Origin of the sequence: Mycobacterium sp. TY814, assembly GCF_030755175.1 — a bacterium.
GTDB lineage: Bacteria > Actinomycetota > Actinomycetes > Mycobacteriales > Mycobacteriaceae > Mycobacterium.
Window position 1 is genome coordinate 218,510 of sequence record NZ_JAUFRY010000001.1, and the last position, 12,335, is coordinate 230,844.

Genomic DNA, 12,335 nt, shown 5'->3' on the forward strand with positions numbered 1-12,335 from the left:
CGGGCGTGTCGCGCAAGTGTGTCTTGGCGGATTTACGCGTACCGCTCGACGAACAATTGCAGCGACTTTTCTACGTCCCCTTTGACCGCCCGCGCCGCGGCCGAGCCGACCGGGCCGAACAAGGCACGCCCGCCCAGCTCAAGGCGCAGACCCATGGTCGAACCGTCTTCGTGGGGCGCGACCGTGACGGTCACACCGTACTTTGCTCCGCCTTTGCCCGACCCTGACATGGCGACCTCGTGGGGCGGGTCCCACTTGGTCACGGTCCACGTCACCCGGTTGCGCAACCCCTTCGATCGCGCCACGCCGATGATCTCGGTTCCCACGGTGATCTCGTCGGGGATGTCGCTGCGCCATCCCTCGTGCATGACGAGCCATTCACCCAACTCGGAAAGGTCCGACACGCGCTCCCACATGTCCTGCGGGGCCATCGGAACGTTTGAGGTCAACTCAACGGAAGCCATCGGTTGAGACTAGCGAGGGTCGCAAGCCCGGCGAAGCCGGGCGCTGCGGGCCCGAGCCAACAACCCAGCGAGGGTCGCAAGCCCGGCGAAGCCGGGCGCTGCGGGCCCGAGCCAACAACCCAGCGAGGGTCGCAAGGCCGGCACAGCCGGCCGCCGCGGGCCCGAGCAATGCGGCTGGCCGCCGCGGGATGGTCCGCGATGCCGTTACGCTCAGCAACAGAGGAGGGGCGAGTGGTCGAGGATCGGGCGGGTTCGCAGTTCGGGCCGTATCGGTTGATCCGGATGTTGGGTAGCGGTGGGTTCGGCGAGGTCTACGAAGCCGAGGACACCGCCATGCACCGCACCGTGGCGCTCAAGCTGCTGAGCAATACGTACTCAAAGGACCCGGTGTTCCGCGAGCGCCTCTTCCGGGAGGCCCACACCGCCGGACGCCTCCGCGAACCCCACGTGCTGCCGATCCACAGCTGCGGCGAGATCGACGGCCAGGTCTACATCGACATGCGGCTGGTCCGGGGCGTCGACCTGGAGACGCTGCTCAAACGGGACGGGCCGCTCGACCCGGCGCGCGCGGTGAAGCTGATCCGCCAAGTGGCCGCCGCCCTTGATGCCGCCCACGCCGAAACCGTGCTGCACCGCGACGTCAAGCCGGCCAACATCCTGCTGTCCGGCGACGACTTCGCCAGCCTGGTCGATTTCGGTCTGGCCAGCGCGGCCGGCGACGCCCGGCTGACCAAGACGGGGAAAGCCGTCGGCACCTTCGATTACGTTGCTCCGGAACGGCTTTCGGAGGCCCCGGTAGACCATCGCTGTGATGTGTACGCGCTCGCCTGCGTCCTTTATGAACTGCTCACCGGCAAGGCGCCGTACGAAGAGCACCGGGATCTGTCCGCACTGATGACGGCGCACCTGACCGCGCCGATTCCGCGGCCCAGCCAACAGCGCCCGGGCATCCCGGCAGGGCTGGACGACGTCATTGCACGGGGCATGGCAAAGAATCCCGACGCGCGCTACCACAGCGCCGGGGAACTGGCCACGGCCGCGGAGAACGCCCTGAACCCGGCCGGCCCGACCCGCGAGTGGGCCGTCGAACCACCGCCGCCGCCGATCCAGCACGCCCCACCGCCACCCCCGACACAACCCGATCCCCGGCCGCCGTGGGCGCAGCCGCCCAGCCGGAAGCGCCGCAGTCGCGCCGCGCTGGTTGTGGCCGCGATCGCGCTGGTGGCCGTCGCGGTCACGGTCGGGGTTGTGGCCCTCACCCACCGGCACGAGGCTGCTCATTCCTCCATGTCCAGCGCGCCACGGCCCTCTTCGACGGTCCCGACGGTCCTGAAATTCCCCAACCTGGTGCTGGCGCGGGGAGTGGCAGTCAGCGGCGACGGGACGGTTTACGTCGCGGAGATGACCAGACACTCTCCGGAGGGCCGGGTGCTGAAACTCTCGCCCGGACAGGCCTCCCCCACCGAATTGGCATTCGGAGAGGTTTACGGCATAGACGTCGCGGTGGATTCAGCAGCAAACGTGTACCTCGCCGACGTTCACGCGCCCGGGGTATGGAAGCTCGCGCCGGGCGCCCGCGGCCCGATCTTGCTGCCATTCGGCCACGTTGGTCGGCCGGCCGGTGTCGCGGTGGGCGGGGACGGCAGCGTCTACATGACCGACAACGCCCTCAAACAGGTGCTGAAGCTGGCGCCCGGTGCAACCAGCGCCACCCAACTGATGCCCACCGTTCCGATGAACGGGCCCGGCGGCATTGCGGTGGACAAGGACGGCAACGTCTACATTGCTGACAGCGATGACCGCCGCGTGCTGAAGTTGCCCGTCGGCGCCGCCACTCCCACGGAGTTACCGTTCGCCGGCCTCGAAAAACCTTACGGTGTGGCGGTGGATCCGAGTGGCAACGTTTACGTCTCCGATTTGGAGGGTCACGGGATCATCAGATTGGCCAACGGCGCCACCAGCGCCGGTCGACTCACCTTCCCCGGCCTGAACTATCCGCTCGGCATCGCTGTGGACAACAGGGGCGATATCTTCGTCGTCGACTGCCACCGCACCGACGACTGCGCGACCGGGAAGGTGCTGGAACTGGGGCCGCCGCAATGACCGACGATCCCACCGTCCGCCACTCATCGAGTTCGCGGGTCGGCACCCGCTTCGGGCCGTATCTGCTGCGCCGCCTGCTCGGCACCGGCGGGTTCGGCGAGGTGTATGAGGCCGAGGACACCGTCATGCACCGGGTGGTGGCACTGAAGCTGTTGTCCAGCAGCTATTCTCACAATCCGGCTTTCCGGGAACGGCTCTTCCGCGAAGCCCGCACTGCCGGGCGTCTGCACGACCCGCACGTGGTGCCCATCCACGGTTGCGGAGAGATCGACGGGCAGCTCTACATCGACATGCGGCTCATCGACGGAACCGACCTGCAGAGCACGCTGGAGCGCGACGGCGCGCTGGGGCCGGCGCGGTCGGTGAACATCGTGCGCCAGATCGCGGCGGCCCTCGATGCCGCCCACGCCGAAACGGTGATTCACCGCGACGTCAAACCGGCCAACATCCTGCTCGGCAAAGACGATTTCGCCTGCCTCGTCGACTTCGGGCTGGCCAACGCCGCCACCGACACCAAGCTCACCAGCGAAGGCACCACAATCGGTTCGTTCGCCTATCTGGCCCCCGAGCGCCTCGCCTCGGGTGAGGCCACTCCCGCCGCCGATATCTACGCACTGGCCTGCGTACTCCACGAATGCCTGACCGGAGCGTCGCCCTTCGAGAACCGGACCGAGATACCCGCCCTGGTCGCCGCCCACCTGACCTCGCCGCCGCCGCGTCCCAGCCAGCAACGGCCCGGGACTCCGATCGGCTTCGACGAGGTGATCGCCCGGGGGATGGCCAAGGAGCCCGAGCGTCGTTACCGGACCGCCGGCGAACTGGGGGCCGCTGCCCAGCGCGCGCTGAATACACCGGTACCCAACCCGTCCTGGCCGCCCCAGGCGGCTCCGCCGACGCAGGCCTGGCATCCGCCGGCACCAGCGTTACCACCGAAATCGCAAGTGCCCGAGGCATTCCGGCGTAACTCCCGTCGCCGCATCGCGGTCGTCGTCGGCGCCTTGGCCGCCGTTGCCGTGATCACCGCCGTCGTGGTGGCGGTCTCCGGCACACCGAACTCCTCCAGCCCGGCCTCCAACTCAACGAGCGCCGCGCCCAGCCCGAGCACCCCGGCCGTCAACGCCGCACCTCCCCTGAACGCCACCCCGGTGACGACGATCGGCTACGGCGATCTGGGCGGTGTGGCGATCGACGCCGCCGGCAATGTGTTCGTGGTCGACACGGGCAACAAAAAGGTATTCAAACTTGCCTCGAACTCCAACGCCCCCACCGAGATTCCGATTCGCGGGCTGACCAAACCGAAGTCCGTGGCCGTGGACTCGGCCGGAACGCTGTATCTCACCGACTGGTCCAGACCCGGTACGGGTCAGGTGTGGAAACTTCCCCCCGGCGCCACCTCACCCATCGAACTGCCCTTCGGCGAGATACTTCCGTCCGGTCTCGCGGTCGACGGTGGCGGCAACGTCTATGTCACGGCACGGGATCAGGTGCTTCGGCTCGCCGTCGACGCTCCGGCTCCCGCCGTGCTTCCGTTCGGAGCCGGTTTGTTCGAGAGTGTCGCCCTGGACGCCGCCGGCAACGTCTATGGCCTGCAGATGGGCCGCGTCCTGAAACTGGCGCCCGGCGCAACCAGTCCCACACAGTTGCCCTTTGCGCAGCTGGGCCGGGCGCAAGGCATCGCCATCGACGCCAAGTCCACGATCTACGTAGTCGACAACTCCGACAATCTGGGGAAGCTCTTGAAACTCCCGGCGGGTGCCGCAATGTCGACAGCGCCCACCGTGCCCGAGAATCAGTCCTTCGACGGTATTGCGGTCGACGCAGCGGGGACCGTCTACCTGACCGAAAGCAACAGACTGCTCAAAATTGGAGCCGGTTGATGGGCGACTTGAAAACCCAACTGGCGCAACACGGTCCACTTGAGCCGGGTCGTGCGGTCGACGTTATTCGCCAGATCGCGGCGGCGATCGACGATGCCCACGCGCACCGAAGCGTGCACCACGGCGTGACGACCGAAACAGTCCTGTTGGCCGACGACGGCTCGGCACGTCTGGCGGACACGGAGGGCACAACACCGTCCACCGAGCGGACCCGCACGTTGGTCACCGATACCCAGGCGGCTTACGGCGCCGACATCTCGGCGCTGACTGCCGTGCTGTACGAGTGCCTCACCGGACACCCACCCAACGCCTCGGCGATGCCGCCGAGTCAGCAGAAGCCCGGCGTCCCAGCCGGTTTCGACGCCGTCATCGCCCGCGGCCTGGCGGCCAACCCCGATGACCGATACCGCAGCACCACCGAGTTGGTTGAGGCCGCACAAGCTGCGCTGTCGGCGGCGGTCACCCAGACGATCGATCTGCCACCACGCCAGCCCAATCCGCCTCCTCCACAATGGGATCCGGCGCACAACCGCACGATATCCTACCCACACACACGTCCCGTGGCGTTTCCACCGCCCCCGCGCCGACGAAACTTCGCGCCGCTCATCGCGGTGATCGCGATCGTCGTCGTGGTCGTGGTCGCTGCCTTCGCGATTCCCAAACTGGTCCACCACCCAGGGAATTCGGCAGCCCCCAAAACCACAACCACATCGACCCCACCCCAGCGCAACTACACCGGACTGCCCACCGCGCTACCGTTTCCCGGTCTGGGCGTGACGACAAGCGTGGGCGTCGATGGTGCCGGCAACATCTACGCGCTGGCTTCCCTCATCGGTGACGGGTCATTCGACACGATGCCGACGATGCTGTTCAAGCTGGCACCCGGTGCCGGGGATGCGGCCGCCGTCGACATCCCCGGTGTGAATGTTCGCTCGGCAACGGACTTCAAGGTCGACCAGGCCGGCAACATTTACTACAGCGAGGGCGCCCAGGTGTGGATGTTGGAGGCCGGCAAGACCAGCCCGATGCGGTTACAGTTCCGCGGCTTCTCCAAGATCGACGCCATCACGTTCGATTCGGCGGGCAACGTCTATGCGGTCGGCGGCATGCTGTCGTCCGACCTCAAACTCAAGTACGGGGTGAAGAAACTGGCCCCGGGCGAAAACCGCCCGACCGACCTGTCATTCGGCGGCCTGTACGTGCCCAAAGGCATCGCGGTCGATAAAGCCGGCAACGTCTACGTCAGTTCCGGCATCGAGAACACCGGCCACGGCAAGGTCGTCAAACTAGCGCCCGGCGCCACCTCGACGACCACGCTGCCCATTCCCGATATCTTGGAACCTCGCCAGATTGCTTTCGACAGCGCGGGCAATGTTTTCGTCGCTGACGGCTTCGGCAGGCGATTCTTCGAATTGCCGGCCGGTGGCGGCAGCGCCATTTCGATACCGATCCCCGCGAGCTCACACGGTGTCGCTGTCGACTCGGCCGACAATCTCTACGTCCTTACGGGCGCGATTGCCGATCAATCGGACAAGTCCGTGCGCCCAGGTCAAGTGCTCAAGGTCGTGCCCGAGAAGTAACCGCTTGGCGGCCGGGCTCAGTGGCTGGGGCCGCCGCGCAGTTTGTTTCCGATCCGGATCGCCGGCAGCAGCACGCTGCGCGGCAGCAACCGGCCGGTGGTGCTGGCGACCTTGGGCACCAAACCCGGTACCACGCCCCGCTTTCCGGACAACATGCCCTGAATGGCTTGTTCGGCGACTTCTTCCGGGGACACCTGCGCGAGCGGTACGCTGAACCGCTCGGCATTGGCGATCTCGGCCCACTCGGTGGGAACGGGACCGGGACACAGCGCCGTGACGGATACTCCCGTCCCGTGCAACTCCTCCTGGACGGCTTCGGAGAAGGTCAGCACGAACGCCTTGCTCGCCGAATACACCGCCATGAACGGAAGCGGCTGGAACCCGGCGATAGACGCGATGTTCAGCACGGCACCTGCGCCCCGCTCCACCATGCCGGGCAGTACCGCGCGGGTGAGCTCCATCAACGCCAGCGCGTTAAGGGTGACCTGCTCGCTCTCGCGCTCGGCGGGCAGTTCGTAGAAACGCCCACTGGTACCGAATCCGGCACTGTTGCACAGCCCGGCAATGGGATCGGTGCTGAGCCGCTGCGCGAGCTTGGCCCGTGAATCGGCGTCCGACAGGTCCAGGGGCAAGACCTCGACTTCAACCCCGTCGCTGTCTCGCAGCTGGTCGGCCAGCTCGTCGAGGCGCTCGCGGCGCCGGGCCACCAGCATCAGCGGAAAGCCGCGCCGCGCCAGGCCTTTCGCGAGTTCAGTACCGATTCCCGACGAGGCGCCGGTGATGACGACCGTACTCTGCTTGGTGGGCTTGGGAAGGCTCATGACGTCACCAATGGATCCCTCTGGTCGCCTGCAGGAAGGTCTCGCTTCGCTTGTCGAGATCTGTTTCGTCGGTTGGCTTTTCGCTGCCCTTGGCCGCCGAGGAGTCGTCGAACATGCCGAATGCGCGGTTACGCACCCGGTCCATCACCGCCGGGTTGACGGCGTCGGCGACGGCGGCGAATTGCCCGAAGGGCGAACTGGCCCGCCGCGGCCGGTGGATCAGCGCGTCGGTGATCACCCCGGCCGCCTGATCGGGCGTCAGGGTCGGGAAGTGGTCGTACATTGTCGTCGGGCTGATCATCGGTGTGCGCACCAGCGCCATGTGCACCGTGGTGAACCGGACGTTGTCGCTGACAGTCTCCGCCTGCAGCGCGTCGCACAGGCTGTCCAGCGCGGCCTTGCTGGCGATGTAGGCGCCGAAGCGTGGCGCGCGCGTCTGTACGCCGACCGAGGAGACGTTGACGATGTGGCCGAAGCCGCGTTCGCGCATGCCGGGGATGAACTTGAGGATCAGCTGGACCGCGCCCAGGTAATTCAATTGAATCGTGCGCTGGTAGTCATGAATCCGGTCGTAGGACAGAGCCAGCGACCGCCGGATCGAGCGGCCCGCGTTGTTGATCAGGATGTCGACCCCACCGAGGTCGTCGAGCACCTTGTCGGCCATGGCGGCGATCGCATCGGTGTCCGACAGATCGCACGGGTAGACATGGGCGGTGCCACCGTTGGCACGGATGTCGTCGGCGACTTTCTCGAGATTTTCCAGAGTGCGCGCGACGAGCACCACGGTGCCACCGGCCTCCGCGATCTTGTGCGCAGCCGCCTCGCCGATTCCCGAGGACCCGCCCGTGATGAGAACGACCCTGCCCTGCACCGCGTCGCTGAGTTTGCGACCCTGCACGGCGTCGAGCAGGTTCCTCAAATAGAAGGGCCGGTAGCGGCCCGCGGAGTTCGGCGTGTTGATCATGTTCGACATCGCCGCGAACGGTTTTTCGACCAGATGCGTGAGGTCCCCAAGATTCATCGGCAGTTGCTCCTGATGGCGGTGTGGAAGGTGTGACGGGGCGTCATGATGCCAACCTAGGACATCGCCCGGTGAATAGGTATACGGGTTGTCATTCCGGGAAGCGACGGCCGCGACGGCGATCGCGCCCCCGCCGTTGTCACACACCCTCGTCGTGAGCCCATTCTCGTGGGCCGGCATTCGGTCCCGGTGGTCCGCCCACCGGATGGGTTGACTGACACGTTTGCGCACGCGAGCCGGGCGAGCGGCGCGGTGAAAGTCGGGACGCTGTCCACGGCGTGTCGAGGACGTGCTAATCCCCGCCACCCGGTAGTCAGCAGGTATGAGACTGTTGGTCGTCGTCCTGGCCGTTCTGCTCGTCAGCGCCTGCAGCAGCAAGTCAGGGGGAACCCGGCCGACGACGCAGTCGAGCTCGTCGTCGGCGACCACCAGCACCCAGCCGCCCGCCCCGGCGATGACCTTCGACTGCGCCAAGCCGGCGAACAAAGCTCAGCAGTCAGTATGCGACGACCCCCAACTGACCGACCTCGACCGCCGGCTACAGGCCGCCTACCAGCAGGCCCTGGCACGACCGGGCGCCGACCAGGCGACGCTGACCACCGCACAGAGCGCGTTCGCGACCATCCGCGACGGGTGCGCCGATCGGGTCGAAATGCGGACCTGCGTATTGGAGGCCTATCAGACGCGGCTGGTCGAGTTGACGATCGCGGATCCGGCCACCGTCGCGCCGCCGGTCGTCACCTACACCTGCCCCGCTGACGCCGGAACGTTGACCGCGCAGTTCTACAACCAACTCGATCCCAAGACGGCGGTGCTGGACTGGAAGGGCGTGCAGGTCATTCTGTTCCTGCAGCCCTCGGGCAGCGGCGCCCGGTACGGCCGGCAGGGATCGGAGTACTGGGAGCACCAGGGCGAAGTGACGCTCGACCTCAGCGGCACCAAGTTCGTCTGCCGCACCCAGTAGCTGGTCGAAGACGACGACGGGTAGTTAGTCGAAAACGACGACGGCCCGTCCGACGATGTCGCCCCGGCCCAGTGCCTCCGGGTTCACATATGACAATGCGTAGGTGGGCAGGACCTTCGAAGAGCTGGTGGCCGGGGCCGATTGCGGGTCGAGGCGCGCAAGCGTGAGTGACAATGCTGAGCATGCGCTCGTTTGAGGAGCTGGTCGAAGAAGCCGTGGCCGTGCCGGTAGAAGGTTGGGACTTCTCCTGGCTGGACGGCCGGGCGACCGAGCAGCGGCCCTCGTGGGGGTATCAGCGGCTGATGAGTCGCAGACTGGCGAATGTGTCGGCGGCGCTGGACATTCACACCGGCGGCGGCGAGGTGCTCGCGGGCGCGGAAAAGTTCCCGCCAACCATGGCGGCCACCGAATCATGGCCTCCCAATGCGGCATTGGCCAGCAAGCGACTCCATCCCCGCGGCGTGGTCGTGATCGCCACCGGCAACGAGCCGCCGTTGCCGTTCGCGGACGAGGCCTTCGATCTGGTGATCAGCCGCCACCCGACAGCGGTGTGGTGGAGCGAGATCGCCCGGGTGTTGCGACCCGGTGGCACCTATTTCGCACAGCATCCCGGTCCGGCGACGGTGTCGGAGTTGGTGACCCACGTTGTGGGCCCGCAGCCACAACTTTGGGCACTCTACGAGCCGGATGCCCAGCGCGCCGGCGCGCAAGCTGCCGGGCTGCAGGTGCTGGATATGCGGATGGAGCGGCTGCGGGCAGAGTTCTTCGACATCGGCGCGGTTATTTATTTCCTGCGCAAGCTGATCTGGACGGTGCCCGATTTCACCGCCGAACCGTATTACTCGCGACTGCGCGAACTGCACGACCTGATTTCGGCGGAGGGCCGTTTCGTCACGCACCCGACGCGGGTGTTGGTGGAGGCACGCAAGCCCGCGCCGTCAGCCCTCGGCGCGTAGTACGTCCAGTGCATGCTGCAGATCGGCCGGGTAGGGACTGACGATCTCGATCCGCCGGCCGTCGGCCGGATGCGCAAAGGCCAGTGATCGTGCATGCAACCATTGCCGTTCCAGCCCAAGCTTTTTCGCCAGCTTCGGGTCGGCGCCGTAAACGAGGTCGCCGCAGCAGGGATGGTGCAGCGCGGAGAAGTGGACCCGAATCTGATGGGTGCGCCCGGTTTCCAGGTGCACGTCGAGCAGGCTGGCGGCGACGAACGCTTCCATGGTGTCGTAATGAGTGATGCTGTGCCGGCCGTCCCTGGTGACCGCGAACTTCCACTCGGGGCCGGGGTGACGGCCGATCGGTGCGTCGATAGTTCCGCTGGACGGGTCCGGATGGCCTTGGACCAGAGCGTGATAACGCTTTTCCACGGTCCGCTGTTTGAATGCCCGCTTGAGCACGGTATAGGCGCGTTCGGAGATGGCGACCACCATCACCCCGGAGGTGCCGACGTCGAGGCGGTGCACGATCCCCTGACGTTCATGCACACCGGAGGCGGTGATGCGGTAGCCCGCGGCCGCCAACCCACCCAGCACTGTCGGGCCCGTCCAGCCCACCGAGGCGTGCGCAGCGACCGCAGCCGGCTTGTCGACGGCGACGATGTCGTCGTCGGAGTAGAGGATCGTCATTCCCTCGATGTCGACAGGAGTGTTCTCCGGCGGTTTCGGCGGCTCCGGCAGCCGCACCTGCAGCCAGGCGCCGGCGTTGAGCCGGTCGGATTTACCCGCCGTCACGCCGTCGAGCTCGACACCGCCGTCTTCGGCGATGGCCGCCGCGGCGCTGCGGGACAGCCCGAGCAGGCGGGCCAGGCCGGCGTCCACGCGCATGCCCGCCAATCCGTCCGGGACCGGCAGCGAGCGCTCAGTCAACGGCGTCCTGGTCCTTGTCCCCGTTGGACTTCCGTCGCCCCACCGTGTCGAAATCGAAGCCGAAGATGGAGAGCACCACCAGCAGGATGGCGCCGCCGACCACCGACGGGTCGGCCACATTGAACACCGGCCACCACCCGACCGACAGGAAGTCGACGACGTGGCCGCGCAGTGGCCCGGGAGCCCGGAAGAAGCGGTCGACCAGGTTGCCCATCGCGCCGCCCAGGATCATGCCCAGGCCCAGCGCCCACCATGGCGAGACCAGCCGCCGCCCCATCCAGAAGATCCCGACCACTACGCCGGTCGCGATCAGGGTCAGCACCCACGTGTAACCGGTCGCCATCGAGAACGCGGCACCCGAGTTACGCACCAGCGTCCAGGTCACGGTGTCCCCGATGATCGACACCGGCTGGCCCGGCGGCAGAAGTTTGACCGCCAGAACCTTGGTGATGATGTCGAGCGCCAGCACCACTCCCGCGACCGACAAGAGCAGGCGCAATCGACGGGGCGGCGCCTGAGGCGCGGGGGCACCGCTGTCGCGGGCTCCTTCGGCGTCACCGGCTGAAGTCAGCGGATCAGCGGATCCCGTTGGTTCGTCAGGCACCCCACCATCATCCACTAAGAGGTGTTCATGCCCGTCACGCGGATGGGCCCGCGCGTGCGGAATGATCCCCTCATGGTCCGCATCACCGTCATCACCACCGGAGGGACGATCTCGACGACCACCGGCGCCGACGGCGTCCGCCGGCCCGCCCACCGCGGCGCCCAGCTCACCAGCGGTCTCAGCCCGGCATTCGAGGTCGACGTCATCGACCTGATGGCGGTTTACAGCTCGGAACTGGTCACCACCGACTGGGACCTGATCCGCGCCGCGGTGCTCACCGCGATCGACGACGGAGCCGCGGGAATCGTCATCGCCCATGGCACCGACACCATGGAGGAAACCGCGCTGTGGCTGGAGCTGGGGTACTCCGGCGCGGCGCCGGTGGTGCTGACCGGGGCGATGCGCAGCTCCGACGCCCCCGACTCCGACGGTCCGGCCAACCTGCGCGACGCGATCACGGTGGCAGGCAGTGCGCAGGCCCGTGGTCTGGGTGTGCTGTTGTGTTTCGCCGGCCGGGTGTTGCAGCCGTTGGGCCTGCGCAAGGCGTCAACCCAGGATCTGAGCGGTTTCGCCGGGCACCTGCTCGGCACCGTGTCCGGCGCGATGACCGCTCCCAAGGTGCGGCCGTTTCTCGGCGACCTGCGCGCAGCGGAGGCGCCGCGCGTCGACATCGCGGCCGCCTACCTGGGCAGCGACGCGGTAGCGCTGGACGCCTTCGCCGCGGCCGGTGCACGGGGCGTGGTGCTCGAAGCGTTGGGAACGGGCAACGCCGGGCCGGCCGTGGTCGATGGGGTACGTCGTCTCTGCCGCGACGGCGTAGTCGTGGCGGTGTCGACCCGGGTTCCCAACGGCCGGGTCAGTGCGCATTACGGCCCCGGCCACGATTTGGTCGAAGCGGGTGCCGTACTGGTGCCGCAGCTGGCCCCGCCACAGGCCCGGGTCCTGGTGATGGCGGCGCTGGCGCTGGAGTTACCGGTCGCCGATGTCGTCGGCCGATGGGGTTGACCGCACCTGGACCCTGCCCGGTTCGAGGTGA

At 67.3% G+C, this 12,335-nt stretch carries 11 protein-coding genes; 6 read left to right on the forward strand and 5 right to left on the reverse strand.

Annotated features, from left to right (window positions below):
* Positions 1–32: 32 nt before the first annotated feature.
* A complete protein-coding gene (locus QXH22_RS00765) occupies positions 33–464 on the reverse strand; it encodes an SRPBCC family protein (RefSeq protein ID WP_055576211.1) in 432 nt (143 codons plus the stop codon).
* Between the two features lie 231 nt (positions 465–695).
* On the opposite strand from QXH22_RS00765, the gene QXH22_RS00770 reads away from it, so the two are divergent.
* The 3 genes from QXH22_RS00770 to QXH22_RS00780 are packed head-to-tail and all read left to right on the forward strand — an operon-like array spanning position 696 to position 6,024.
* Positions 696–2,567, forward strand: coding sequence for a serine/threonine-protein kinase (locus tag QXH22_RS00770; protein ID WP_306274707.1), 1,872 nt, complete (start codon positions 696–698; stop codon positions 2,565–2,567).
* Positions 2,564–4,444: a serine/threonine-protein kinase gene (locus QXH22_RS00775; protein WP_306274708.1), complete on the forward strand. Its 1,881-nt coding sequence runs from the start codon at positions 2,564–2,566 to the stop codon at positions 4,442–4,444. Before QXH22_RS00770 ends, QXH22_RS00775 begins: the two co-directional genes overlap by 4 nt.
* Positions 4,444–6,024 carry a hypothetical protein gene (locus QXH22_RS00780; RefSeq protein WP_306240862.1) on the forward strand — a complete coding sequence of 527 codons (1,581 nt, stop codon included), beginning with the start codon at positions 4,444–4,446 and terminating at the stop codon, positions 6,022–6,024. Before QXH22_RS00775 ends, QXH22_RS00780 begins: the two co-directional genes overlap by 1 nt.
* A 17-nt stretch (positions 6,025–6,041) precedes the next feature.
* On the opposite strand, the gene QXH22_RS00785 is transcribed toward QXH22_RS00780, so the two are convergent.
* Both QXH22_RS00785 and QXH22_RS00790 read right to left on the reverse strand, forming a co-directional pair.
* Positions 6,042–6,845, reverse strand: coding sequence for an SDR family oxidoreductase (locus QXH22_RS00785; RefSeq protein ID WP_306274709.1), 804 nt, complete (start codon positions 6,843–6,845; stop codon positions 6,042–6,044).
* Positions 6,846–6,849: 4 nt separating this feature from the next.
* A complete protein-coding gene (locus tag QXH22_RS00790) occupies positions 6,850–7,866 on the reverse strand; it encodes an SDR family NAD(P)-dependent oxidoreductase (protein WP_306274710.1) in 1,017 nt (338 codons plus the stop codon).
* A 322-nt stretch (positions 7,867–8,188) separates the two neighbouring features.
* On the opposite strand from QXH22_RS00790, the gene QXH22_RS00795 reads away from it, so the two are divergent.
* Both QXH22_RS00795 and QXH22_RS00800 read left to right on the forward strand, forming a co-directional pair.
* Positions 8,189–8,830, forward strand: a complete 642-nt coding sequence (locus QXH22_RS00795) for an MliC family protein (protein ID WP_306274711.1) — start codon at positions 8,189–8,191, stop codon at positions 8,828–8,830.
* A 173-nt stretch (positions 8,831–9,003) separates the two neighbouring features.
* Positions 9,004–9,786, forward strand: coding sequence for a class I SAM-dependent methyltransferase (locus QXH22_RS00800; protein ID WP_306240867.1), 783 nt, complete (start codon positions 9,004–9,006; stop codon positions 9,784–9,786).
* On the opposite strand, the gene QXH22_RS00805 is transcribed toward QXH22_RS00800, so the two are convergent.
* Both QXH22_RS00805 and lspA read right to left on the reverse strand, forming a co-directional pair.
* On the reverse strand, positions 9,769–10,695 hold the full coding sequence (locus QXH22_RS00805; protein WP_306274712.1) for an RluA family pseudouridine synthase: 927 nt from the start codon (positions 10,693–10,695) through the stop codon (positions 9,769–9,771). The two genes, QXH22_RS00800 and QXH22_RS00805, sit on opposite strands and share 18 nt — an antisense overlap.
* Positions 10,688–11,299, reverse strand: a complete 612-nt coding sequence (gene lspA / locus QXH22_RS00810; protein WP_306240869.1) for a signal peptidase II — start codon at positions 11,297–11,299, stop codon at positions 10,688–10,690. Before lspA ends, QXH22_RS00805 begins: the two co-directional genes overlap by 8 nt.
* A gap of 72 nt (positions 11,300–11,371) precedes the next feature.
* On the opposite strand from lspA, the gene QXH22_RS00815 reads away from it, so the two are divergent.
* Positions 11,372–12,304, forward strand: coding sequence for an asparaginase (locus tag QXH22_RS00815; RefSeq protein ID WP_306274713.1), 933 nt, complete (start codon positions 11,372–11,374; stop codon positions 12,302–12,304).
* Positions 12,305–12,335 lie beyond the last annotated feature (31 nt).

Coding starts and splice junctions, on each gene's coding strand:
- QXH22_RS00765 (WP_055576211.1), bottom strand. CDS start 464: ATGGCTTCCGTTGAGTTGACCTCAAACGTTCCGATGGCCCCGCAGGAC.
- QXH22_RS00790 (WP_306274710.1), bottom strand. CDS start 7,866: ATGAATCTTGGGGACCTCACGCATCTGGTCGAAAAACCGTTCGCGGCG.
- QXH22_RS00815 (WP_306274713.1), top strand. CDS start 11,372: ATGGTCCGCATCACCGTCATCACCACCGGAGGGACGATCTCGACGACC.
- QXH22_RS00795 (WP_306274711.1), top strand. CDS start 8,189: ATGAGACTGTTGGTCGTCGTCCTGGCCGTTCTGCTCGTCAGCGCCTGC.
- QXH22_RS00775 (WP_306274708.1), top strand. CDS start 2,564: ATGACCGACGATCCCACCGTCCGCCACTCATCGAGTTCGCGGGTCGGC.
- QXH22_RS00780 (WP_306240862.1), top strand. CDS start 4,444: ATGGGCGACTTGAAAACCCAACTGGCGCAACACGGTCCACTTGAGCCG.
- QXH22_RS00785 (WP_306274709.1), bottom strand. CDS start 6,845: ATGAGCCTTCCCAAGCCCACCAAGCAGAGTACGGTCGTCATCACCGGC.
- QXH22_RS00800 (WP_306240867.1), top strand. CDS start 9,004: ATGCTGAGCATGCGCTCGTTTGAGGAGCTGGTCGAAGAAGCCGTGGCC.